General features: G+C 75.2%; 24 protein-coding genes. 16 read left to right on the top strand and 8 right to left on the bottom strand.

Features of this window, described 5'->3' with window-relative positions:
- Positions 1–463: 463 nt before the first annotated feature.
- Positions 464–823, top strand: a complete 360-nt coding sequence (locus tag BKA00_RS05220) for an STAS domain-containing protein (RefSeq protein ID WP_185023830.1) — start codon at positions 464–466, stop codon at positions 821–823.
- A gap of 201 nt (positions 824–1024) precedes the next feature.
- A complete protein-coding gene (locus BKA00_RS05215; protein ID WP_185023829.1) occupies positions 1025–2482 on the top strand; it encodes an MFS transporter in 1458 nt (485 codons plus the stop codon).
- A gap of 79 nt (positions 2483–2561) precedes the next feature.
- Here the strand turns inward: BKA00_RS05215 and BKA00_RS05210 are convergent, their stop codons facing one another.
- The 3 genes from BKA00_RS05210 to BKA00_RS05200 all read right to left on the bottom strand — a co-directional run bounded on the left by BKA00_RS05210 (position 2562) and on the right by BKA00_RS05200 (position 5411).
- Positions 2562–3428 (bottom strand): universal stress protein, encoded by an 867-nt coding sequence (locus BKA00_RS05210; protein ID WP_185023828.1) that lies wholly within the window; start codon positions 3426–3428, stop codon positions 2562–2564.
- Between the two features lie 120 nt (positions 3429–3548).
- Entirely contained in the window at positions 3549–4397 is an 849-nt protein-coding gene (locus BKA00_RS05205) for a universal stress protein (RefSeq protein WP_185023827.1), read from the bottom strand.
- Positions 4398–4688: 291 nt separating this feature from the next.
- Positions 4689–5411 (bottom strand): hypothetical protein, encoded by a 723-nt coding sequence (locus BKA00_RS05200; protein WP_185023826.1) that lies wholly within the window; start codon positions 5409–5411, stop codon positions 4689–4691.
- A 261-nt stretch (positions 5412–5672) separates the two neighbouring features.
- On the opposite strand from BKA00_RS05200, the gene BKA00_RS05195 reads away from it, so the two are divergent.
- The 3 genes from BKA00_RS05195 to BKA00_RS05185 all read left to right on the top strand — a co-directional run bounded on the left by BKA00_RS05195 (position 5673) and on the right by BKA00_RS05185 (position 7871).
- Positions 5673–6254 (top strand): Rv1733c family protein, encoded by a 582-nt coding sequence (locus BKA00_RS05195; RefSeq protein WP_185023825.1) that lies wholly within the window; start codon positions 5673–5675, stop codon positions 6252–6254.
- A gap of 36 nt (positions 6255–6290) precedes the next feature.
- Positions 6291–6617 carry a wax ester/triacylglycerol synthase domain-containing protein gene (locus BKA00_RS05190; protein ID WP_185023824.1) on the top strand — a complete coding sequence of 109 codons (327 nt, stop codon included), beginning with the start codon at positions 6291–6293 and terminating at the stop codon, positions 6615–6617.
- A 135-nt stretch (positions 6618–6752) separates the two neighbouring features.
- The gene (locus BKA00_RS05185) at positions 6753–7871 is read left to right on the top strand and encodes a class I tRNA ligase family protein (RefSeq protein WP_230298940.1); all 1119 of its coding nucleotides are present in this window, start codon (positions 6753–6755) and stop codon (positions 7869–7871) included.
- A gap of 43 nt (positions 7872–7914) precedes the next feature.
- On the opposite strand, the gene BKA00_RS05180 is transcribed toward BKA00_RS05185, so the two are convergent.
- Positions 7915–9330 (bottom strand): sensor histidine kinase, encoded by a 1416-nt coding sequence (locus tag BKA00_RS05180; RefSeq protein ID WP_185023823.1) that lies wholly within the window; start codon positions 9328–9330, stop codon positions 7915–7917.
- Positions 9327–10067 (bottom strand): response regulator transcription factor, encoded by a 741-nt coding sequence (locus BKA00_RS05175; protein ID WP_185023822.1) that lies wholly within the window; start codon positions 10065–10067, stop codon positions 9327–9329. The genes BKA00_RS05180 and BKA00_RS05175 overlap by 4 nt, the downstream gene beginning before the upstream one ends.
- A gap of 114 nt (positions 10068–10181) precedes the next feature.
- On the opposite strand from BKA00_RS05175, the gene BKA00_RS05170 reads away from it, so the two are divergent.
- The 5 genes from BKA00_RS05170 to BKA00_RS05150 all read left to right on the top strand — a co-directional run bounded on the left by BKA00_RS05170 (position 10182) and on the right by BKA00_RS05150 (position 13988).
- Positions 10182–11540 carry a ferredoxin reductase family protein gene (locus BKA00_RS05170; RefSeq protein WP_185023821.1) on the top strand — a complete coding sequence of 453 codons (1359 nt, stop codon included), beginning with the start codon at positions 10182–10184 and terminating at the stop codon, positions 11538–11540.
- A 14-nt stretch (positions 11541–11554) separates the two neighbouring features.
- A complete protein-coding gene (locus BKA00_RS05165; protein ID WP_185023820.1) occupies positions 11555–11995 on the top strand; it encodes an FMN-binding protein in 441 nt (146 codons plus the stop codon).
- Positions 11988–12761 carry an FAD:protein FMN transferase gene (locus BKA00_RS05160; protein WP_230298939.1) on the top strand — a complete coding sequence of 258 codons (774 nt, stop codon included), beginning with the start codon at positions 11988–11990 and terminating at the stop codon, positions 12759–12761. Before BKA00_RS05165 ends, BKA00_RS05160 begins: the two co-directional genes overlap by 8 nt.
- A 197-nt stretch (positions 12762–12958) precedes the next feature.
- Positions 12959–13123: a hypothetical protein gene (locus BKA00_RS05155; RefSeq protein ID WP_185023819.1), complete on the top strand. Its 165-nt coding sequence runs from the start codon at positions 12959–12961 to the stop codon at positions 13121–13123.
- A 25-nt stretch (positions 13124–13148) separates the two neighbouring features.
- Positions 13149–13988 (top strand): universal stress protein, encoded by an 840-nt coding sequence (locus BKA00_RS05150; protein WP_185023818.1) that lies wholly within the window; start codon positions 13149–13151, stop codon positions 13986–13988.
- Between the two features lie 126 nt (positions 13989–14114).
- Here BKA00_RS05150 and BKA00_RS05145 read toward each other — a convergent pair whose 3' ends face one another.
- The 3 genes from BKA00_RS05145 to BKA00_RS05135 form a co-directional block, all read right to left on the bottom strand.
- Positions 14115–14585, bottom strand: a complete 471-nt coding sequence (locus tag BKA00_RS05145; protein WP_230298950.1) for a cyclic nucleotide-binding domain-containing protein — start codon at positions 14583–14585, stop codon at positions 14115–14117.
- A gap of 44 nt (positions 14586–14629) precedes the next feature.
- On the bottom strand, positions 14630–15475 hold the full coding sequence (locus BKA00_RS05140; RefSeq protein ID WP_185023817.1) for a universal stress protein: 846 nt from the start codon (positions 15473–15475) through the stop codon (positions 14630–14632).
- 94 nt (positions 15476–15569) lie between these two features.
- Positions 15570–15983 carry an OsmC family protein gene (locus tag BKA00_RS05135; RefSeq protein ID WP_185023816.1) on the bottom strand — a complete coding sequence of 138 codons (414 nt, stop codon included), beginning with the start codon at positions 15981–15983 and terminating at the stop codon, positions 15570–15572.
- Positions 15984–16147: 164 nt separating this feature from the next.
- On the opposite strand from BKA00_RS05135, the gene BKA00_RS05130 reads away from it, so the two are divergent.
- From BKA00_RS05130 to BKA00_RS05105, 6 genes are all read left to right on the top strand, one after another.
- Complete coding sequence (locus tag BKA00_RS05130) at positions 16148–16429, top strand: metal-sensitive transcriptional regulator (protein WP_230298938.1); 282 nt, start codon at positions 16148–16150, stop codon at positions 16427–16429.
- 100 nt (positions 16430–16529) lie between these two features.
- A complete protein-coding gene (locus tag BKA00_RS05125; RefSeq protein ID WP_185023815.1) occupies positions 16530–17915 on the top strand; it encodes an MBL fold metallo-hydrolase in 1386 nt (461 codons plus the stop codon).
- A gap of 50 nt (positions 17916–17965) precedes the next feature.
- Positions 17966–18550 (top strand): rhodanese-like domain-containing protein, encoded by a 585-nt coding sequence (locus BKA00_RS05120; RefSeq protein WP_185023814.1) that lies wholly within the window; start codon positions 17966–17968, stop codon positions 18548–18550.
- 33 nt (positions 18551–18583) lie between these two features.
- Positions 18584–19363, top strand: a complete 780-nt coding sequence (locus tag BKA00_RS05115) for a sulfite exporter TauE/SafE family protein (RefSeq protein ID WP_185023813.1) — start codon at positions 18584–18586, stop codon at positions 19361–19363.
- 125 nt (positions 19364–19488) lie between these two features.
- Positions 19489–19932 (top strand): universal stress protein, encoded by a 444-nt coding sequence (locus tag BKA00_RS05110; RefSeq protein ID WP_185023812.1) that lies wholly within the window; start codon positions 19489–19491, stop codon positions 19930–19932.
- Positions 19933–19960: 28 nt separating this feature from the next.
- A complete protein-coding gene (locus BKA00_RS05105; protein ID WP_185023811.1) occupies positions 19961–20191 on the top strand; it encodes a BON domain-containing protein in 231 nt (76 codons plus the stop codon).
- The last annotated feature ends 1 nt before the right edge of the window (position 20192 follow it).

The raw sequence follows: 20192 nt of genomic DNA, 5'->3' as shown, positions 1-20192 counted from the left end.
TCCACGCGACCCGCGCGCAGAACGGCACGGCCGCTCCTGTCCACGCTCCATCGCAGGTCACGCGTGTCCCTAGGGACGAAGGTCCCGATCTCAGGCACACCCCCTCGTCCCGCCGACGTGGCGGCGATCCGCGGGCACACCGAGATCGCCGGGCTGGCGCGCCGGATCGGCGCGCTGACAGCGGAACTGCGCACCGCGCCGGGGGCGCCGGAGCCCGCGGACGACCTGCGGCGGACCGCGCAGGAGCTCTACGCCGTGCTCCGGCTCCACTTCGGCCCAGGAGGAGGAGAACTACTTCGTCCTCGCCGACGTCCACGACCCCGGTGTCCCCGGTGAGGCCGCGCGCTCGAACCACCGGAGGCCCGGCGGACCTTGGCGGGGCGGGGCGGGGACCTAGGTCCCTGGCGGCGGGCCGCCCGGCGAAGGAGCCTTGAGGCATCGGGGAAAGGCCTGGAGGCAAGGCATGGGTACGCAGGGGATCCGATTCGAGGCGTTCGGGGAGCTCGTGACGTCGGTCGACGACGATGACGGCGAGGTGGCGCGCGTGACGGCGCGCGGCGAGCTGGACATCGCCTCGTCCGCCGCTTTCGGCATCGAGCTGGCGAGGCTGATCGGTGAGCGGGGGCCCGACGTCGTGGTCGACGTCTCCGGCCTGACCTTCTGCGACGCGCGGGGCCTCGCGGCGCTCGTCGCCGCCGACGACCTCGCGCGCCGCCACGGCGGGGCCGTCACCCTGGCCTCGCCCCGTCCGCAGATGGCGAAGATCCTGCGGCTCACCGGCCTCGACCACCGGTTCGCGCCGGCCCGCACGCCCGTCCGCTGAGGCGGCCCCGCGGGGCCCCGGACGTTCAAGGGGCAGCCACAGGTACCCGTACCCCGTATTGACGAACGCACCGACCGCACGGACGGTGCGGCACGTCACGTCACGCTACGGAACACACCTCCAGGTCTTGCGGTTTCGCATATACCCCCCTAGGGTAAGCCGGATTCGAAGATACCCCCTAGGGGTAAAAATGGAGGGGTCATGTCCGCTCGTTCCGTGCCGCCCGCCACCCGCCGGTGGTGGGCGCTGGCACTCATCGCGACCGCCCAGTTCATGGTGATCATGGACACGTCGATCATCGGGGTGGCGCTGCCCCGCATCCAGGACGACCTGGACTTCTCCCAGGAGAGCCTGTCCTGGGTGTTCAACGCCTATGTCGTCGCCTTCGGCGGCCTGCTCCTGCTCGGCGGCCGGCTGTCGGACCTGTTCGGGGCCCGCCGGCTGTTCTCGGCCGGCTGGGTGGTCCTGCTCGCCGGCTCCGCGGTGGCCGGGGCCGCCGGCACCGTCGCCGTCGAGCTGACCGGCCGCGCCCTGCAGGGCGTCGGCGCCGCGCTCATCGCACCCGCCGCGCTCACCCTGCTGATGATGCTGTTCGGCTCCGAGCCCCGCGAGCTGACCAAGGCGCTGTCGCTCTACGGCGCCGCGGCTCCCGCCGGGGGCACCGCCGGGGTGTTCCTCGGAGGCGTCATCACCGAGTACGCGGCCTGGCCGTGGGTCTTCTACATCAACATCCCCATCGCCGTGCTGGCGCTGGCCGCCGCGCCGGCGCTGATGCCCGGCGGCGGCGGGGGCGCCCGCGGCTCGGTGGACGTGGTCGGCGCGCTCAGCGTGACCGCCGGGCTCGGCGCCCTCGTCTTCGCCGTCGTCCGCGCTCCCGAGGTCGGCTGGAGCGCCCCGGCGACCTGGGCCGTGCTGGCCGCGGGGCTCGTCCTGCTCGGCGCGTTCCTCGCCGTCCAGGCGTCCCGCCGCACCCCGCTGATGCCGCTGTCGATCTTCCGTGCGCCGAACCTGGGCGCCGCGAACCTCGCCCAGCTCCTGCTCGGCGGCGCCTGGATCCCGATGTGGTTCTTCCTGAACCTCTACCTGCAGCGGGTCCTCGGCTACAGCGCCTTCCCCGCGGGGGCCGCGCTGGTCCCGATGACCGCGCTGATCATGCTCGGGATGATCGTCCTGGCGCCGCGGGCCATCGGGCGCCTCGGTCCCAAGGGCGCCGTCGTCACCGGGCTGCTGGTGCTGGCCGCCGGCATGGGCTGGCTGGCGCTGATCCGCCCGGACGGGAACTACTGGGTGGACGTCCTGCCCGCCTCGCTGGTGGCCGCGCTGGGCATGTCGCTGGCCTTCATCCCCTCCCTGGGCACCGCGCTCTCGGCCGCCCGTCCGGAGGAGGGCGGCCTGGCGTCCGGCATCGTCAACACCAGCTACCAGGTCGGCTCGGCCCTGGGCCTGGCCGCGATGACCGCCATCGCCGCCTCCTTCGGCGCCGACCGGGTCGGCGACCTGCCCGCGCTCACCGACGGCTTCTCGGCGGCGTTCACCGGCGCGGCGCTGGTCGCCCTCGCCGGTGCGGCTTTGGCCGCCGTGACCCTGCGCACCCCGCGCCCCGAGCGCACGCCCGCGCCCGCGCCGCGGTCGGAGCACGAGAAAGCCCCGGGGCACTGACCGGGACACATCCGCGGGGCCGCCGCAGGCGGCCCCGCGGAGCCCGTCCGGAAGGCCGGGCCGGGACGCCCGCCCCCGCTCAGGTCGCGTGCACGACCGCGACCGGGCAGGGCGCGTGGTGAACCAGGGCATGGCTGACCGAGCCGAGCAGCAGGCCGCGGAAGCCTCCGAGGCCCCGCGAGCCGACGACCAGCAGGCGGGCCTCCTCCGCGGCGCTCAGCAGGACCTCGCGCGGCGCCCCGGTCACGATGTCGACCTGGACCTTCACGTCGGGGTGGAGCTCGCGCGCCGGGATCATCAGCCGGGCCATCCTGGCCGCGGCCGCGTCCCGCATCCCCGCCTCGTCCACCAGCGGGGGGACCTCCTTCTCCGGCACCGCCTCCCAGGCGACCACCGCGCGCACGTCCCAGCCGTGCGCGCCGGCCTCGGCGAAGCCCAGCGCCAGCGCCTCGCGGGACGCCGGCGAGCCGTCCACGCCCACGACGACGTGCCCGTGCACCTGCTCCGGCGGCGGGACGAGCTCGCCCCGGACGATCACGACCGGGCAGGGGGCGTGCGCGGCCACCTGCGCGCCGACGGAGCCGAGCACCAGCCCGACGAACCCGCCGAGCCCCCGCGGGCCGAGCACGATCATGTCGGCGCCGTGCCCCGCCTCGATCAGCCGGGCGGCCGCCTGCCCCCGGGCCAGCACCCCACGCACGCTCAGTTCCGGCGCCGCCTTCCGGACGTGCGCGACCCCGTTGTTGAGGTTGTCCTCCGCGATGGTCCGCAGGTCGACGACCGGCATCGCGATCGGGCCGCCCCCGACGTAGACGTCCCACACGTGGAGGACGGTCAGGGGCAGCTTCCGGGTGCGGGCCTCGGCGGCGGCCCATTCCAGGGCCTGCACACCGCTCGTGGAGCCGTCGTAGCCAACGACCACACCGGTGATCGGCTCATCGTTCATGGAGAACTCCCCTTCAGGGTTCCTGCCTGGTCGACCCCAGCTTGGCCTGCCGGAACACCGGGCAGGAGGGGCGAGGGTCCGCAGGAACAGGGACCTTCGGCCCTCTCGTCAACCGCCCGGTCATCGGGCGGGCGGCACCACGGCGATCGGGCAGACCGCGTTGTACAGCAGCCACTGCGCGACCGAGCCGAACGCGGGATGCGCGGCCCCGACCACCAGGAGGCGCGCCTCCTGCGCGGCCTCCCGCAGCGCTTCGGGCGGAGGCGCGAGCGGGTTCTCCGGATGCGTCAGGACGTCCGGGCGCCGCTCCTGTACCACCGCCGCGGCCCGCTCCACCGGATCGCGGGCCGAGGAGCGCCCGAGCACCGCACCCGGCGCCTCCTCGCCCTCGGCTCCCGGATAGACGATCTTCAGGGGCAGCTGCCGCAGCTCCGCCTCGCGCGCGGCGAACGAGAGCGCGCTCTGAGCCGCCGGCGAGGCGTCCACCACGGCCACGACCGGCGTCGCCTCCGCCGGGCGGGGCAGCGCGCCGGCGCCCCTGACCACGATGACCGGACATCGCGCGTGCATGGCGACGTGCGCGGCGACCGAGCCGACCGGCACCCGCGCGAGCCGTCCGAGCCCACGGGACCCGAGCACCAGGAGCTCGGCGCCGGCCGACAGCTCCGTGAGCCGCTCCGCCGCCGATCCCTCCTGCGACTCCGGCCTGACCGCGACCCCTGCCGTGCGCTGCCGGGCGCACTCGGCGCCGTGGGCCAGCACGTGCTGCGCCGCCTCGTGCAGCGACCGCCGGCCCGCCTCCTCCAGCTCGGGGGCGACCCCCTGGTAGGGCCACTGCCACGCGTGGCACAGCACCAGCGGCGACCCGCGCAGCTCCGCCTCGTCCAGCGCCCAGTCCAGCGCCTGCATGGCGTGGACCGATCCGTCGAAACCGACGACCACTTCGCACGCGCCGCTCTCGTCAGCCATCGCGAACCTCCGTCCCCGACCCGGTGCGTCCGCGCGAGGCGTTCCCGGCCAACGGCCGGGAAACGGCCTCCGCGGAACGTGAACGGGGCGGGAGAAGCCCTCCGCCGCTTAGGCAGCGTTTCGAGATGGACGGTGCGTGGTCTCCCACTTCTCCGTCCCTTTCCGCTCGACTTCTCTCGCCCGATTCCATTCCACCTCGCCGCCGGCGCCTGGGGCAGGGACGAAGGTCCCTCGGTCCCTCAGGCCCGGGACGGGTGCGCGGGGTGCCGTCCCGCCCGTGCACCTCGACGATCACCGGAGGAGCCGGAGGTCCCCGCGGCGGCCCCGGGCGGGCTCCGCGCCCTCCACCCCGGCGAGACCGCGCCGGGCGACGCGGCGGCGAAGCTCGCGGAACTGCCTGTGCTGCATGATGAAGTGCGCCGGCTCACCGAGGACCCAGGTGAACAGGCGGTCCGGCACCGAAGGCACCCCGCGGCCGCGCGTCCGCACGATCAGACGCGTGCACCCGTCGGGCAGCCGGTGGAGGTGGAAGGCCCAGATCCCGTCCGCGTACGCCCGCGGCCTCGGTCCGCGCGGGTCGAACGACCGTCCGGACGGCAGCATGACGTCGCTCCGCAGCACCAGGGTCCTGCCCGGGTCGAGGACCTCGACACGGAAGTAGGTCGTCCCGCCCGGGACCGTGGGCACGCGGTCGCCCACCGCCAGGTCCTGCCATTCCGGAACGATGCGGTCGGTGCTCGGCCGCCCGCCGTTGTCGAGCAGGTCCCAGCTGTACCAGCCGCCCCGCCCCCACCCCATCTGCACCAGCCACGGCCAGACCGCCTCCGGCGGCGCGGGCAGCGACACCGCCATCGTGGACTGGCTCGTCGCGTCCTCGATGAGCCCGTCGCTCGGATACGAGGCGGCCGCCTCCGTGTCCGTGGCCCCCCAGGACAGCAGCGCGGGGCGGATCGCGGCCGCGTAGGCCGCGGCCGCGCCGCAGGCGAGCGCGGCGCCGCGAACGCTCATGCTCATGACGAGTCCTCCCCTGTCGATGACCGCTCGGTTCCACGCTCGCGAGCGTGGAACCGGTGCCGTAGAGGCCTTCGCCACGTCGGCAAGGGACCTTCGTCCCCTCTGCCCGGACGCGCCGTCGGCCGACCGGAAAAGGGACCTTCGGGTAGCGACGGCGGGGACATCCGTCCGTGGCGCCCGGCGCGTCCCCGGGCAAGGCTGGAGGTATGAGCCTTCCGGGCGACTTCCGAAGTCGTTCGGTCATCGACCCGGGGAGGAGGCATGAAGCAGCCGGACGCCAGGACACGCGCGGACCGCCTGCGGCGCCGCTGCGGGTTCGACGGCAACGGCCTGCGCCGGAGAGTGGACCGGATCCAGTGGCGCGCGGGGCTGCTCCTGCTCCTGCTCTTCCTGGTCATCGCCCCGATCGCCTGCGCCCACGTCGTCTGGTCGGTCCATACGGCGGGAGTCCGCGCCGAACGGTCCGAGGCCGCGACACGCCACCGGGTCGACGCGACGGTGGTGGGGGTGACGCCGCTGGAGTCGGGGCGCGAGGTCAACGTGATCTGGACCGGCGCCGACGGCGCTCCGCACACCGGCCGGTACACCAGCTGGCGCGCGACCGCGATCGGCGAGCACCGCGTGCTCTGGACGGGACCCCACCACAGCCTGGGAGAGATGGGCCCGCGCAAGCACGCCCGGACCGTCGGCGACGACGTCTCGGCCGGCGTGGCGGTTCTGGCGGTGACGGGCCTGCCGCTGCTCACCGTGTACCTCATGGTCCGCTTGGGCTGCGACAGGCGCCGGTACCGGCAGTGGGACGAGGAGTGGGCCGACTTCGACCGCCGCTCCCGTTCGCCATAGGACCCGAGACCGCACGCCGGGTGCAGGATGCGGCGGATGAACGCGCTGGACGCCGGGATGTTCTTCGCCGAGAACGACACGACCCCGCTCCAGATCGGCACGGTGACCGTGTTCGAGGGCCCCGCGCCCGGCCACGCGGAGCTGGTGCGGGAGATCTTCGCCAGGCTCCGGTTCGCGCCCCGCTGCCGCCAGCGCGTCCGGACGGTCCCGCTCCACCTCGCGCACCCGGTCTGGACGGCGAGCCGGTCGCCGCGCAGGGCGACGGCGGTCATCGCCCGCGTCAGCTCGGCCGGCGGCGGCTCGCCGGACGCCGTGGCCAGGCCGCCGTCCAGTACGCCTGGAGCCGCATCCGGTTCCGGGTGAGGGTGCCGGTCTTGTCGGTGCGGATGACTCCCAAGGTCACCGGTCATCGGGACCTTCGTCCCCCGGCCCGGCGGGGCCCGCCGGGTAGGGCAGAGGGGGAACACCGGTTCCACCACACCGAGGAGCGGCGCTCTCGTGGACCTCAACTCGCCCGGCCGCACACTGCGGATCGGCGGCCGCCCCCTCCCGGTCGTCGGGCCCGCCCGCATGTACGTGTGCGGGATCACCCCGTACGACGCGACCCACCTCGGTCATGCCCGCACGTTCGTCTGGGCCGACGTCGCCGCCCGGGTCATGCGGCACGCCGGCGGCGAGGTGCGCGTGTGCCGGAACGTCACCGACGTCGACGACGTGCTGGACCAGGCGGCGCACCGCGCGGGCAGCCCGTACGACAGCTTCGCCGCCGTCCAGCAGTTCTACTTCGAACGCGACCTGGAGGCTCTCGGCGTCCACGCCGTCGACCACCAGCCCCGCGCGCACAACCATGTCGGAGAGGTCGTCGCGCTCGCCCAGGGCCTTCTCGCCTCCGGCCACGCCTACGTGCGGGGCGGCGCGGTCCACTTCCGCGGCGGCGGGGTCCCGCGGCGCGCCGGCCTCGACGCCGGGCGGGCACGCGCGCTCCTCGCCGAGTACGGCGACGCGCCCGAGGACCCCGGCAGGGAGGACCCGTTCGACGTCGCGCTCTGGCGGCCGTCGCGGCCGGGCGAGCCGGCCTGGCCGAGTCCCTGGAGCGCGGGGCGGCCCGGCTGGCACGCCGAGTGCGCCGCGATGGCGATGACGACCTTCGGCCCGGCGCTGGACCTGCACGCCGGCGGCGTCGACCTGCGGTTCCCCCACCACGCCTACGAGGCGGCCATGGCCGAGGCGCTGACCGGCGTGCGGCCGTTCTCCCGGGCCTGGCTGCACGTCGGGACGGTCCGCCGGGACGGCGCCAAGATGGCCAAGTCCACCGGCAACCTGGTGCTGGTCTCCGACCTGGTCCAGGACCATCCGGCCTCGGCCGTCCGGTTCATGCTCCTCGCCGAGCCCTGGGCGCGGGAGTGGGAGTACACCCCCGGCGCCCTCGACCGCGCCGCGGCGGACTTGGACCGCCTCCTCACGGCGGCGGGCGGCGGCCGCTCCTCCCCCGCGGCGGAGGCCGCCGTGACGGGGGCGCTCCTCGACGACCTCGACGTGCGGACGGCACTCGAGGTGGCGGAGCAGGAGGGCGGCCGGACCGCTCGCCTGGTGGCGCGGATCCTGGCCCTCGGCTGAGCCCGGCGCCCGGAGGCCGCTGCCGGGCGGGCGGCACGCCGGCTCAGTGCGGCAGGGTCACGCGGAACAGCGTGTGCTCGCCCTCGACGAGTTCGGCGCGGCCCCCGTGGGCGGCGGCCACCGCCTGGACGATGGCCAGTCCGAGGCCCGTGCCGCCCGCGCTGCGGGACCGGCTCTGGTCGGCGCGGACGAACCGCTGGAAGATCTCCTCGCGCAGGCCGTCCGGGATGCCGGGCCCGTCGTCCTCCACGTCGAGGAGGACGGCGTCCGCCCGGACCGCGAGCCGCACGGTGACGTGGGTGCCGGGGGGCGTGTGGGCGCGCGCGTTGGCGAGCAGGTTGGCGACCAGCTGGTGGAGGCGGCGGGCGTCGCCCGTGACGGTCACCGGTTCCTCCGGGAGCACCAGTTCCCAGCGGTGCCGCGGGCCGGCGGCGCGGGCGTCGGCGGTGGCGTCCAGCACGATGCGGGTCAGGTCCACCCGGTCCGTCTCCAGCGGGCGGCCGGCGTCCAGGCGGGCGAGCAGGAGCAGGTCGTCGACCAGTTCGGACATCCGGACCGACTCGGCCTCGATCCGCCCGAGGGCGTGCCGCACCCCCGCCGGAACGGGCTCGGCCGTGCGCAGGGCGAGCTCGGCGTGGCCACGGATCGCGGCGACGGGGGTGCGCAGCTCGTGGCTCGCGTCCGCGGCGAACCGGCGGAGCCGCTCCTCGCTGGCGTGCCGGCGGGCCAGCGCGTTCTCGACGTGGCCGAGCATCCGGTTCAGCGCGGCGCCGACCTGCCCGACCTCGGTGCGGGGGTCGGTGTCGGGGACGCGCTCGGGCATCGCCACCTCCCCGCTGGCCAGCGGCAGCTCGGTGACCCGGGACGCGGTCGCGGCGACCCGCCGCAGCGGGCGCAGCGCCAGCCCGACCCAGGCCGCCGCCGCGATCCCGGCGGCGGCGAGCACGGCCGCGAAGACGATCGCCTCCACCAGGATGACGCGGTGCAGCGTCTCCTCGGCGGGCCGCAGCGGCAGCCCGGTGACCAGGACGTCCCCGTCGTCGCCGCGCAGCGCCATCACCCGGTACTCCTCCAGCGCCGACAGGTCGAGGGACCGCGCCCGGCCGTCGGGCGGGAGGGCGGCGAGGGCGCGCCCGTCGGCGGCGTCGAGCGGCACGGGCACGTCGGAGCTGTCGCGCACGACCGCGGCCTCCGTCACCGTCCGGCCGAACAGCCGCGCGCCGAACGTCCCCGGCGCCTGCCCTCGGGTGTCGGGACGGTCGTCGGCGTCATGGCGCCGCTCGTGCTCCAGGCTCGCCGGGAACCGCCCGCCGGACGCGGTCAGCTGCTCGTCCAGCCGCCCCACGAGGAAGCGGTCGAGCGCCGTCGCGGTGGCGATGCCCACGGCGAGGCAGCTCAGCGCCAGCAGGACGAGCAGCCCGGCGGTGAGCCGGGCCCGCAGCGTCCGCGGGCCCCTCACGGGGTCCCCGGTTTCAGCACGTACCCGACGCCGCGCACCGTGTGGATCATCGGTGACCGGCCGGCGTCGATCTTCTTGCGCAGGTAGCTGATGTACAGCTCGACGACGTGGGCCTGCCCGCCGAAGTCGTAGTCCCAGACGCGGTCGAGGATCTGGGCCTTGCTGAGGACCCGGCGCGGGTTGCGCATGAGGAACCGCAGCAGCTCGAACTCGGTCGGGGTCAGCTCCACGACCTCGCCGTCGCGGGTCACCTCGCGGGCGTCCTCGTCCATGGTCAGCGCGCCCGCGGTGAGCAGCCGGCCCGTGTCTGCCGGCCGCGCCATGCCCGCCCGGCGCAGCAGCCCGCGCAGCCGCGCCAGCACCTCCTCCAGGCTGAACGGCTTGGTCACGTAGTCGTCGCCGCCCGCGGTGATGCCGGCGATGCGGTCCTCGACGGCGTCCTTGGCGGTCAGGAACAGCACGCACACGTCGGGAGAGCCGGCGCGCAGCCGCCGCAGCACCTGGAGGCCGTCGATGTCGGGGAGCATCACGTCCAGCACGACGGCGTCGGGGCGGAAGTCGCGCGCGGCGGCGAGCGCGCCCGCGCCGTCCCCGGCCGTCCGCACCGCCCAGCCCTCCGAGGCCAGCACGCGCGACAGCACCTCCGCCAGGTCCGGTTCGTCGTCGACGACGAGGACCCGCACGGGCGTCCCGTCGGCCCGCCGCAGGCCCGCCACCGCGGGTTCGTCCTTTGTCATGGTCGGCCCAGCATCCCTCCCCAACTTCTGCCTTCCCTCTGAAAAGGCTCTGAGAGGCGCCTTTCCCCATGCTGTCAGAGGGAACTCAGAAACTGCGTTGGCAGGGTGGCTGCCATGACGACGACCAGGTACGACATCATGCGGCCGGCCCCGAGGGTCAGGCGGCCGTCGTGGCGCGTCCCGCACTGGTGGCCGCAAGTGCTGATCTACGCCGGCGCGGTCGCGGTGCTGGCCCTGTGGTGGCGCACCACCGACTCGATCACCGGCCTGGACGGCTGGCTGACCGAGGCCGGGCGCGTCACCGGGCTGCTGGCGGGCTACGGCTGCGCCGTCCTGCTGGCCCTGATGGCCCGCGTGCCGGCGCTCGAACGGGGCGTGGGCACCGACCGGCTGGCCCGCTGGCACGCGATGGGCGGGCGGTACACCGTCTGCCTCGTGCTGGCGCACGCCCTACTGATCATCTGGGGGTACGCGGTGACGGCCCGCACCGACGTCGTCCACGAGACGGCGACGGTGGTCGTCGACTACCCCGAGATGCTCAAGGGCACGGCCGGGTTCCTGGTGCTCCTCGGCGTCGGGATCACGTCCGCGCGGGCGGCGCGGCGGCGGATGCGCTACGAGACCTGGCACTACCTGCACTTCGCGACCTACCTGGCCATCTTCCTGGCGTTCTCGCACCAGCTCGCCAGCGGCGCCCAGTTCGCCGGATCGCCCTGGGCGAAGGCGGCCTGGTACACCCTGTACATCGGCGTCGCCGTCACCCTCGCCTGGTTCCGGTTCCTGATGCCCGCCGTGCGCGGGATCCGGCACGGGCTGCGGGTCACCGCCGTCCACGCCGAGGCGCCCGGGGTCGTGTCGGTCTACATGAGCGGCCGCCACCTGGACGAGCTGCGCGCCGAGCCGGGCCAGTTCTTCCGCTGGCGGTTCCTCGCCCCGGGCTTCTGGTGGACGGCCAACCCCTACTCGCTGTCCGAGCCGCCCCGCGGGCACCGGCTCCGCATCACCGTCAAGGAGGCCGGGGACCACAGCCGGGCGCTGGCCCGGCTCCGCCCCGGGACGCGGGTCTGGGCCGAGGGGCCCTACGGCGGGTTCACCGGGGCGCGGCCGCACCACGACCGGGCCCTGCTGATCGCCGGCGGCGTCGGCATCACCCCGCTGCGGACGCTGTTCGAGACCCTGCCCGGCGACGTCGCCCTCGTCTATCTCGCCCGCCGGCCCGAGGACCTGGCCCTGCGCGGCGAACTGGACGACATCGCCCGCGTCCGGGGGGCGCGCGTCCACTACTTCGTCGACGAGCCGTCCCACTACTCCCTGTCGCTGGACGGCCGGGCGCTGCGCGACCTCGTCCCCGACATCCGGCACCGGGACGTCTACCTGTGCGGGCCTCCCGGCATGATGGCCGCCGCCCAGGGCGCGCTCAAGCAGGCCGGCGTGCGACGCCGCCACGTCCGATCCGAATCCTTCGAGTTCTGAGAGGACCGCACCACATGCGCCGAGCCGTGTTCACCACGAGCGCGACGATCGCGGGAGTCGTGCTGCTGCTGTCGTTGAAACCGCACCAGCACGACACCGCCGTGCCGCCCCCCTCCACCGCGGGCGGCGGGACCGGCGACGGGACGAGCGGAGCCGCGGGCAGCGGAGCGAACCCGGTGAGCAGGACGTACCGGGGCCAGAGCGTCGACACCCGCTACGGGCCCGTCCAGGTCGAGATCACGATGTCGGGCGGCCACCTCACCGCCGTCCGCGTCCTGCGCTCTCCATCGGAGAACGGCCGCGACCGCGAGATCGCCTCCATCGCCCTCCCCAAGCTCACCAAGAAGGCCCTCGCGGCGGGCAGCGCGCGCATCGACACCGTGTCCGGGGCCACCTACACCAGCGAGGGGTACATCACGTCCCTTCAGAGCGCCCTGGACAGTGCCCGTGCCTGAGGGGATCCGCCACGTGGAGCACGCGATGGGGACGGTGTTCTCCTTCGACGTCCGCACGGCGCGCTCGCCGTCCATCGCCGCGGCCCTCGCGCAGGCCGTCGCCTGGCTGCACCACGTCGACCGCGTCTTCTCCCCCTACCGCCCCGACAGCCAGGTGTCGCGCCTGGCGGACGGCCGCGCCGCGCTCGGCGAGTGCGGTCCCGAGGTCGCCGAGGTCCTGCGCCTCGGCGCGGAACTCGAACAATCCACCGGCGGCGCGTTCACCTGCGAGCCGGGGGGCTGGCTCGATCCCAGCGGGGTGGTCAAGGGCTGGGCGATCGAGCGGGCGTCGACGATCCTGCACGACGCCGGCGCGCACGACCACTGCGTGAACGGCGGCGGCGACGTCCAGGCGCGCGGCGAGACCGGGCCCGGTGAACCGTGGCGGATCGGCATCGCCGACCCCCGCGACCGCGGCGGGCTCGTCGCCGTCGTGTCCGGGCGCGACATCGCCGTCGCCACCTCGGGCACCGCCGAGCGCGGCGAGCACATCCTCGACCCCCGCACCGGGCGTCCCGCCGCGGGCCTGGCCTCCGTGACGCTGGTCGGGCGCCACCTCACCGACGTCGACGCGCTCGCCACCGCGGCCTTCGCCATGGGCGGCGCGGCCCGCGCCTGGGCGGAGGCCCGGCCGGATATCGAGGCGCTCGGCGTGACGCCCGAAGGCGGCCTGTGGTGGACGCCCGGCTTCGAGGACCTCGCCCTGCTCCCCTCCGGCCGCATCTGAGGTCCGCTCCCGGACGAGAGGACCGTCGCCGATCGAGGCGGGGACGAAGGTCCCTACAGACGGGAAGGCGCGCGGACGACGCTTGAGTCGGCACCGTGGCCGCCACCGGGGCGGCTCGCCGAGCTTTAAGGAGCTTCGCGAGGGCGAGGCAGATCTCCCATGGTTCGTCCGTCCCGGCTCTGGAACATCGCGTCGCGGTGCTGGAGCGGCAGGTGGCCGCGCTCGCCGAGGCGGCCCGGCTGCTGGCCGCCGCCCTGGAGGGCGCCCCCCTGGACACCGGCCACGGCGAAGCGGCGCCGACGGCGCGGCAGGCGCAGGAACTCCTCCTGCTCCCGCCGCTGACGCCCGCCGCCGGGCGCTGACCCCCGATCCCCTCAGGAGAAGCACATGTCCACGCAGCGAACGGCGATCCTGGTCGGAACCGACGGGTCCGCCCACTCCGACCGCGCCATCGGCTGGGCGGCCGACGAGGCCGCGCGCCACGGCAAGGAACTGCACATCCTCCACGTCCTGGAGACCCCCACGAAGACCGCGCCCGGCAACACGGGCGGCGACGCCGCGTCACTGGTGGACGCCTGGAACCCGGTGCTGCGCGCCGGACGGGACGCGGCCCTGCGGCGGCACCCCCGCCTCAAGGTCGAGACGATGCTCGTCCACGACCGGACGGTGGCGGGCGGCCTGCGGCACTACACCGGCGAGGCCGCCGAGGTCGTCGTCGGCCATCGCGGCCGGGGCGGCTTCGCCTCGCTGCTGCTCGGCTCCACCGGCCTGCACCTGGCCGGGCACTACCCGGGCCCCGTGGTCATCGTCCGCGGCCACTCGGACACCCCCATCGGGGAGGTCGTGGTCGGACTGGACCTGGCCGAGGACCCCGCCCCCGCGCTCGACCACGCGTTCGCCGCGGCCGCCGCGCGGGGCGCCCGGCTCCGCGTGCTGCACGCCTGGCGGCCCGCCGCCGGCTCGGGGGCCGACGTCCAGCTCGCCACCAACGGCCGCTGCGACCGCCTGGCCGCGGTCCTGGCGCCGTGGCGCGGGCGCGACCCGGACCTCAAGGTCGGCGAGGACGTGGTCATCGGCCACCCGGTGCAGACGCTCGCGCGGGCCTCCGCGGAGGCCGACCTGGTCGTGGTCGGGTCCCGGGGCCGGTCGTTCCCGCTCGGATCGGTCGGCCACGGCGTCATCCACCACGCCCACTGCCCCGTCGCCGTCGTCCGCCCCCGCGACTGACCCCGCGACTGACCCCGCGGCGCGGCGAGGTCGTCACCATCCCCGGCGGCCGACGCCGGGGCGGCCCCCGGTGCATGAGCCGCCCGCTCCAGCGCGACGAGGTGGCCGCCTGACCGGCCCGAAGGGTCACACCGCGCGGCCCAGGGAGCCGGGGGCGGCATCGGCCAGCCGGGTCCGGGCCGCCTCCAGGCGGCCCACGACCTGCTCGGCGAGGCGGCGCGTCAGCTCGTAGCCGAGCGACGGGTCGACGGCGCTCAGCGTCCGCACCAGCCGGCCGTCGAACTCGATCGCCTGGACGGGTGTGCTCGCGACCGCGCCGAACCGCCAGCGGTGCGGACGGAACAGCCACGACCAGCCCACCACCGATCCGGGCCCGAAGGTGTCGACGACGAGGGTCCCGCCTTCGGGGAGGTTCATGTCGACGGCCACGCTCCCGTCGAGGAGGAGCCAGAACCGCTCCGCCGCGGCGGACTCGGCGAAGATGCGCCGCCCCGCGGGGATGTCGGTGTGCCGGGCCGCCTTCGCCAGCCTGGTCAGATCCAGGCTCCGCATACCGTCGAAGAACGGCTCGCGGGCCAGATCGGCTGCGGTCACCATGCTCACTTGGCTCGCCTACCTTCGGTGCTCTGCGCCGTCCGGGGTCATCCGACCCGCCGCGGGACGATCGTGGTCGTGCAGGGCGCGTGCTTGAGCAGCGCGTCGCTCGTCGCGCCCACCGACAGCGGCCCGACGGCGCCGGCGCCGCGCGAGCCCACCACCGTCAGCGTCGCGCCCTCCGCCGCTTCCAGCAGGACCTCGCGGGGCGGCCTGAGCACCAGCGAGGTCACCGCCTGGACGAAGGGGTACTTGACCAGCCAGGGCGCGACCGCCCGTTCGAGCACGCATCCGCACACGTGGCGGAGCTTGTCCTCGTCGCCGAACAGCGACAGGTCGCCGTCGGGGGCGGCGCCGGGCTCCCAGCATCCGTACACCGCGCGCAGCCGCCAGCCGCGCAGCGCCGCCTCCTCGAAGGCGAACGCCAGTGCCGCGTCGGCGCCCGGGGAGCCGTCCACGCCCACGACCACCAGTCCGTCGCGAGAGGGGCCCGAGCGCACGACCGCGACCGGGATGTCGGCCCGGGCCGCCACCCGCAGCACCGTGGACCCGACGGACATCTCCTCCGGCGGGTGCGAGCCGACGACGATGAGCTCCGCGTCCGGCCCCTGGTTCAGCAGCGCCAGGTAGGGCCCCCCGGTGTCCAGCCGCTTGAGCACCTTCAGGCCGGGTGCCAGCTCGCGCGCCAGCGCCACGCCCTGGTCGAGCATGTGCTCCCCCATCCGGCGGACGATGGCCACGCCCTCGCGGTCGATGAATTCGATCGGATACGGCCACTGCCACGCGTGGCACACCGTCAGCGGCAGCCGCCGGAGCCGGGCCTCCTCCACCGCCCAGCGCAGGGCGCGCTCGCTCTCGCTCGTTCCGTCGTAGCCGACGACCACGTGGCTCATGACGCCCTCCTCCTCGGTCCGCCTCCATTCCACCGCCCGGGGCGCCCGCTCCCCAGGGCCGAACGGCCCTCGGCGCCGGGACCTCCGGCGCCGCTCAGGCGGCCGTGACCTCGCTCTCCAGGCGCACGCCGACGCGCGGCGCGGCGAGGATCGAGTTGTGGACCGTGCAGGCCATGACGGCCGCCATCAGTCCCCCCACGTCCCGGTCGGGCAGCCGGACGGGAGGGCGCAGGCGCAGGTCGATGCGCGACACCCGGGCGGGGCCCTCCGGGCTCATCGCGTAGTCGGCGGCGACCTCCAGCCCGTTCGCGGGCAGGCAGCGCGCCTTCAGGTAGCGCCGGGCGTAGTGCGCGGTGCACGCGGCGAGGGACGCCACGAACAGCTCGACCGGCGTCGGGCCGGCGTCCATGCCTCCCCCCGCGTACGGCTGGTCCACGTGGATCACGTGGTCGCGGACGATGACCGCGAAGGCGTCGTCCTCCCGGTGGACGACCAGCATCTCGCTCATCGGTGCCACCTCCTCTGCTGCCGGTTCCTCGCTTGCCCCAAGTCTTGGATTCGGGAGTCTTCGCAGGTAGAGCCGAAGGTCCTACCGGAAGTCCCGGGGCGGGGTGAGGCACCTCACGCGCGAACGGATACCCCAGGGGGTATGGTGGGCGCCGGAGGTGGACGATGGAGGAGCATCTGGAGATGGACGCGACCGCCCTGGCGGACGCGCTGACCCGGCTCCGGCGGGCGCACGGCCAGCTGGGCGGGGTGATCTCGATGATCGAGAACGCCGACGACTGCGAGCGGGTGCTGACCCAGCTGGCGGCGGTGTCCAAGGCGATCGACCGGGCCGGATTCAAGATCATTTCGACCGGCCTGCGGCACTGCCAGGCGGCGGCCGACCGGGGCGAGAAGCCGCCGATCAGCGCCGAGCGCCTGGAGAAGCTCTTCCTCGCCCTTTCCTGAGGGCCGCGGCGGACCCTCCCCTCATCGGTCGACGAGGGGACACGACCATGGCCGCGATCTGACCGACGCATACCCCCCGGGGTATAAGGAGTGAACGCAGATGGCACATGTCCAGGTAGTCGAGACCTCGTCCCTGGGCGACCGCAGCTACCTCGCCCACGACGGGCGGGTGGCGCTGGTCGTCGATCCGCAGCGCGACATCGACCGCTTCCTGGCCCTGGCCGGGCGGCTGGACGTCCGCATCACGCACGTGGCCGAGACCCACCTGCACAACGACTACGTCTCCGGCGGACTGGCCCTGGCCCGGGCGACCGGGGCGGCGTACCTGCTCTCGGCCGACGAGGACGTCGCCTTCGAGCGGACCGCCCTTGCGGACGGCGACGAGATCGCCGTCTCCGACGCGCTGCGCATCCGCGCCGTCGCCACCCCGGGGCACACCTTCCACCACCTGTCCTACGTCCTGTCCGGCCCCGGCGGGCCCGAAGGCGTCTTCACCGGCGGATCGCTGCTGTTCGGCACCACCGGCCGCACCGACCTCCTCGGTTCCGAGCACGCCCACCTTCTGGCCCAGCGGCAGCACGCGTCGGCGCGGCGGCTGGCCGACCTGCTGCCCGACGGCGCGCACGTCTGGCCCACGCACGGGTTCGGCAGCTTCTGCTCGGCGAGCCAGTCCGACGCCGAGTCCTCGACCATCGGCCAGGAGCGGCGAGCCAACCCGGCGCTGCGGCTGGAGGCCGACGACTTCGTCACCGAGACCCTGGACGGGCTCGACGCCTACCCCGCCTACTACGCGCACATGGGCGTCCGCAACAGCGCCGGAGCCGACCTGCTCGACCTCACCCCCGCCCGGACCGCCGACCCCGCCGAGCTGCGCGACCGCATCGCCGCCGGGGAGTGGGTCGTCGACCTGCGCTCCCGCAAGGCCTTCGCCCAGCGGCACCTGGCCGGCACCCTCAGCTTCGGCCTGGACGGCGCGATGTCGACGTGGCTCGGCTGGCTGGCGCCGTGGGGCGCGCCCCTCACCCTGCTCGGCGACAGCCCCGAGCAGATCGCCGCCGCCCAGCGGGAGCTGGCGCGGATCGGCATCGACCGCCCGGCCGCGGCGTCCTCCGGGGAGCCCGAGCGGTGGGCCGGCGGCGACGCCGACCGGCTGCGCGAGACCCTCGTCGCGACGTTCGCCGACCTGGCCGCCGCCCGCTCCGGCCGCGTCCCCCGGCACCTGCCCGCGCCGGACGCCGTGCTGGACGTGCGCATGACCAACGAGTGGAGGGACGGGCACGTCGAGGGCGCCGTCCACATCCCCCTCCCCGAGCTGACCGGCCGGCTGGACGAACTGCCCGCCGGGACCGTCTGGGTGCACTGCGGCTCGGGCTACCGGGCCGCCGCCGCCACCAGCCTGCTCCAGCGGGCCGGAGTGCGGGCCGTGCACATCGACGACGCCTACTCCGAGGCCGCGCCCGCGGGCCTCACCATCACCGACCGCTGACCCGGACCGACCGGACCGGCGACCCACCACCACGACAGGGAGAAGACCCAGTGACCACCCCGCCCACCGCGTCCACCGTGGACGTCCCCGCCCTGCGCGAACTCCTGGAGTCCGACGACCGGCCGCGGCTCATCGACGTCCGGACGCCCGGCGAGTTCGAGACCGGGCACATCCCCGGCTCCTACAACGTGCCGCTCGACCTGCTGCGCGAGCACCGCGCCGAACTGCGCGCCCACCTCGACGAGCAGGTGGTGCTCGTCTGCCGGTCCGGGCAGCGGGCCGGCCAGGCCTCCCAGGCGCTGGCGGGCGCGGGCCTGCCGAACCTGCGCGTCCTGCACGGCGGCATCGGCGCCTGGCAGGCCGCGGGCGAACCGGTCGCCGCGGGACGCCCCCGCTGGGACCTGGAGCGCCAGGTCCGCCTGGTCGCGGGCTCGGTCGTGCTCGGCTCGGTCCTGGCGAGCACGGCCGTCCCGCGCGCCAAGTGGCTCGCGGCGGCCATCGGCGGCGGCCTCACCTTCGCCGCCCTGTCCAACACCTGCGCCATGGGGATGGCCCTGTCCAAGCTGCCCTACAACCGCGGCCCGAAATGCGACATGGCCGCCGTCCTGGGCGCCCTGGCCTCGGACCGCCCATGACGCGCCGCCCACGTCCGCCCTGGAGGTGAGGACATGCTGACCGCACTCGTCCTCGGCGCCCTCATCGGCGTCCTGCTCGGGCTGCTCGGCGGCGGCGGCTCCATCCTCGCCGTCCCCGCCCTCGTCTACGGCGCGGGCCTGCCGCTGGCCTCGGCGGTTCCCGCGTCCCTGCTGGTCGTGGGCATCTCCTCGGCCACGGCCGCGCTGCCCCGCGTCCACGCCGGGCAGGTGCGCTGGCGGATCGCCGGCGTCTTCGGCGCCGCCGGGGCGGCGGCCGCCTTCGGCGGGGCCGCCCTGAACCGCCTCATGCCCGACCAGGCCGTGCTGCTCGGCTTCGCGGCGCTCATGGTGGCGGCCGGCTGGCGGATGCTGGCCGGCGGCGACCGGCTGGGCGGGGCGTGCGCCCTTCCCGGCGGCGGCGTCGACTGGCGCTCCTGCCTGCCCAAGTCGATCGGCGCGGGCGCGGCCGTCGGCGTGCTGACCGGGCTGTTCGGCGTCGGCGGCGGCTTCCTGATCATCCCGGCCCTGGTCGTCGGGCTGGGCCTGCCGATGGCCGCCGCGGTCGGCACCTCCCTGGTCATCGTGGTGGTCAACTCGGTCGCCGGCTTCGCCGCGCACGCCGGGGACGCGACGCTGGACTACGGCGTCATCGCGGCGTTCACCCTGGCGGCCGTCGCCGGATCGCTCGCCGCCGCCCGCCTCGCCCGGCGCCTGGACGCCGACCGGCTGCGGCGCTGGTTCGCCTACCTCGTCTTCGCCGTCGCGGCCTTCGTCGCCGCGCAGGCCGTCCTCCACCCGGGGGCGACCGGATGACCCGGCGGCGCCCCCTCCCGACGGACGCCCGGATCGGGCCGAAAGTCCCGATTCGGGGGGACGCTCGGCACTGACCCGCGGAACGCCCCGGGCGGGAAGGTGGAGGTGACTGAGGGAGGTCGCTGATGTGGGTCGTGCCCGAGCAACGGTCCGTCGTCGTCGGGGTGGACGGTTCCCCCAACTCCATGGCCGCGCTGCGCCGCGCCGCCCGCGAGGCCTCCGAACGCCACGCGCGGCTCGACGTGGTCCGCGTCATGGAGGCCGGCGAGGGCCCCGCGCGGCGCCCGTTCCAGGCGGTCAAGGAGTGGCTGCGGCTGCGCCGCCTGGTCGCCCGTGTGATCCCCCGATCCCGGCACATGACCACCCGGCTGCGCGTCCTGCACGGCGAGCCGGGCGTGGTGCTGGCCGAGGCGGCGGGGCGCGCCGAACTGCTGGTGGTCGGCGCCCGGTCGCACTCCGAGCACGGCAATCCGCTCGGCGGCGACACCGTCCCGGTCGTGCGGGAGCGGGCGCGCTGCGAGGTCGTGATCTGCGCGGACCAGAGGGCCGCCGCCGGCGACAGCCTCTGAGGCCCGCGGCGGACCGGGGAGGAGAGCCATGAAGCGCCGCACGGTCGGGGACGTCATGACCAGGAACTGGCAGGACCCCGCCGAGGTGCACGTCCGTGTCCAGGAGGGGGTCGTCCACCTCACCGGGCGCGTGGAGCGCAAGAGCCTGGTCCCGGTCGTCGTGCGCATGACCGCCGCCACGGAAGGCGTCGTCGACGTCGTCCAGAACCTCGGCTACGACTACGCCGACACCAGCGCCGCCCCCCACCCGGGGGTCTGAG

Origin of the sequence: Actinomadura coerulea, from assembly GCF_014208105.1 — a bacterium.
Lineage (GTDB): Bacteria > Actinomycetota > Actinomycetes > Streptosporangiales > Streptosporangiaceae > Spirillospora > Spirillospora coerulea.
Note: the sequence above shows the minus strand (reverse complement) of the source record. Positions and strands in the feature narration are given on the sequence as shown.

Bases quoted from the DNA above. Each gene is read 5' to 3' on its own strand.
- BKA00_RS05220 (WP_185023830.1), top strand. From the start codon at position 464: ATGGGTACGCAGGGGATCCGATTCGAGGCGTTCGGGGAGCTCGTGACG.
- BKA00_RS05215 (WP_185023829.1), top strand. From the start codon at position 1,025: ATGTCCGCTCGTTCCGTGCCGCCCGCCACCCGCCGGTGGTGGGCGCTG.
- BKA00_RS05210 (WP_185023828.1), bottom strand. From the start codon at position 3,428: ATGAACGATGAGCCGATCACCGGTGTGGTCGTTGGCTACGACGGCTCC.
- BKA00_RS05205 (WP_185023827.1), bottom strand. From the start codon at position 4,397: ATGGCTGACGAGAGCGGCGCGTGCGAAGTGGTCGTCGGTTTCGACGGA.
- BKA00_RS05200 (WP_185023826.1), bottom strand. From the start codon at position 5,411: ATGAGCATGAGCGTTCGCGGCGCCGCGCTCGCCTGCGGCGCGGCCGCG.
- BKA00_RS05195 (WP_185023825.1), top strand. From the start codon at position 5,673: ATGAAGCAGCCGGACGCCAGGACACGCGCGGACCGCCTGCGGCGCCGC.
- BKA00_RS05190 (WP_185023824.1), top strand. From the start codon at position 6,291: ATGAACGCGCTGGACGCCGGGATGTTCTTCGCCGAGAACGACACGACC.
- BKA00_RS05175 (WP_185023822.1), bottom strand. From the start codon at position 10,067: ATGACAAAGGACGAACCCGCGGTGGCGGGCCTGCGGCGGGCCGACGGG.
- BKA00_RS05170 (WP_185023821.1), top strand. From the start codon at position 10,182: ATGACGACGACCAGGTACGACATCATGCGGCCGGCCCCGAGGGTCAGG.
- BKA00_RS05165 (WP_185023820.1), top strand. From the start codon at position 11,555: ATGCGCCGAGCCGTGTTCACCACGAGCGCGACGATCGCGGGAGTCGTG.
- BKA00_RS05150 (WP_185023818.1), top strand. From the start codon at position 13,149: ATGTCCACGCAGCGAACGGCGATCCTGGTCGGAACCGACGGGTCCGCC.
- BKA00_RS05145 (WP_230298950.1), bottom strand. From the start codon at position 14,585: ATGGTGACCGCAGCCGATCTGGCCCGCGAGCCGTTCTTCGACGGTATG.
- BKA00_RS05140 (WP_185023817.1), bottom strand. From the start codon at position 15,475: ATGAGCCACGTGGTCGTCGGCTACGACGGAACGAGCGAGAGCGAGCGC.
- BKA00_RS05135 (WP_185023816.1), bottom strand. From the start codon at position 15,983: ATGAGCGAGATGCTGGTCGTCCACCGGGAGGACGACGCCTTCGCGGTC.
- BKA00_RS05130 (WP_230298938.1), top strand. From the start codon at position 16,148: ATGGAGGAGCATCTGGAGATGGACGCGACCGCCCTGGCGGACGCGCTG.
- BKA00_RS05125 (WP_185023815.1), top strand. From the start codon at position 16,530: ATGGCACATGTCCAGGTAGTCGAGACCTCGTCCCTGGGCGACCGCAGC.
- BKA00_RS05115 (WP_185023813.1), top strand. From the start codon at position 18,584: ATGCTGACCGCACTCGTCCTCGGCGCCCTCATCGGCGTCCTGCTCGGG.
- BKA00_RS05110 (WP_185023812.1), top strand. From the start codon at position 19,489: ATGTGGGTCGTGCCCGAGCAACGGTCCGTCGTCGTCGGGGTGGACGGT.
- BKA00_RS05105 (WP_185023811.1), top strand. From the start codon at position 19,961: ATGAAGCGCCGCACGGTCGGGGACGTCATGACCAGGAACTGGCAGGAC.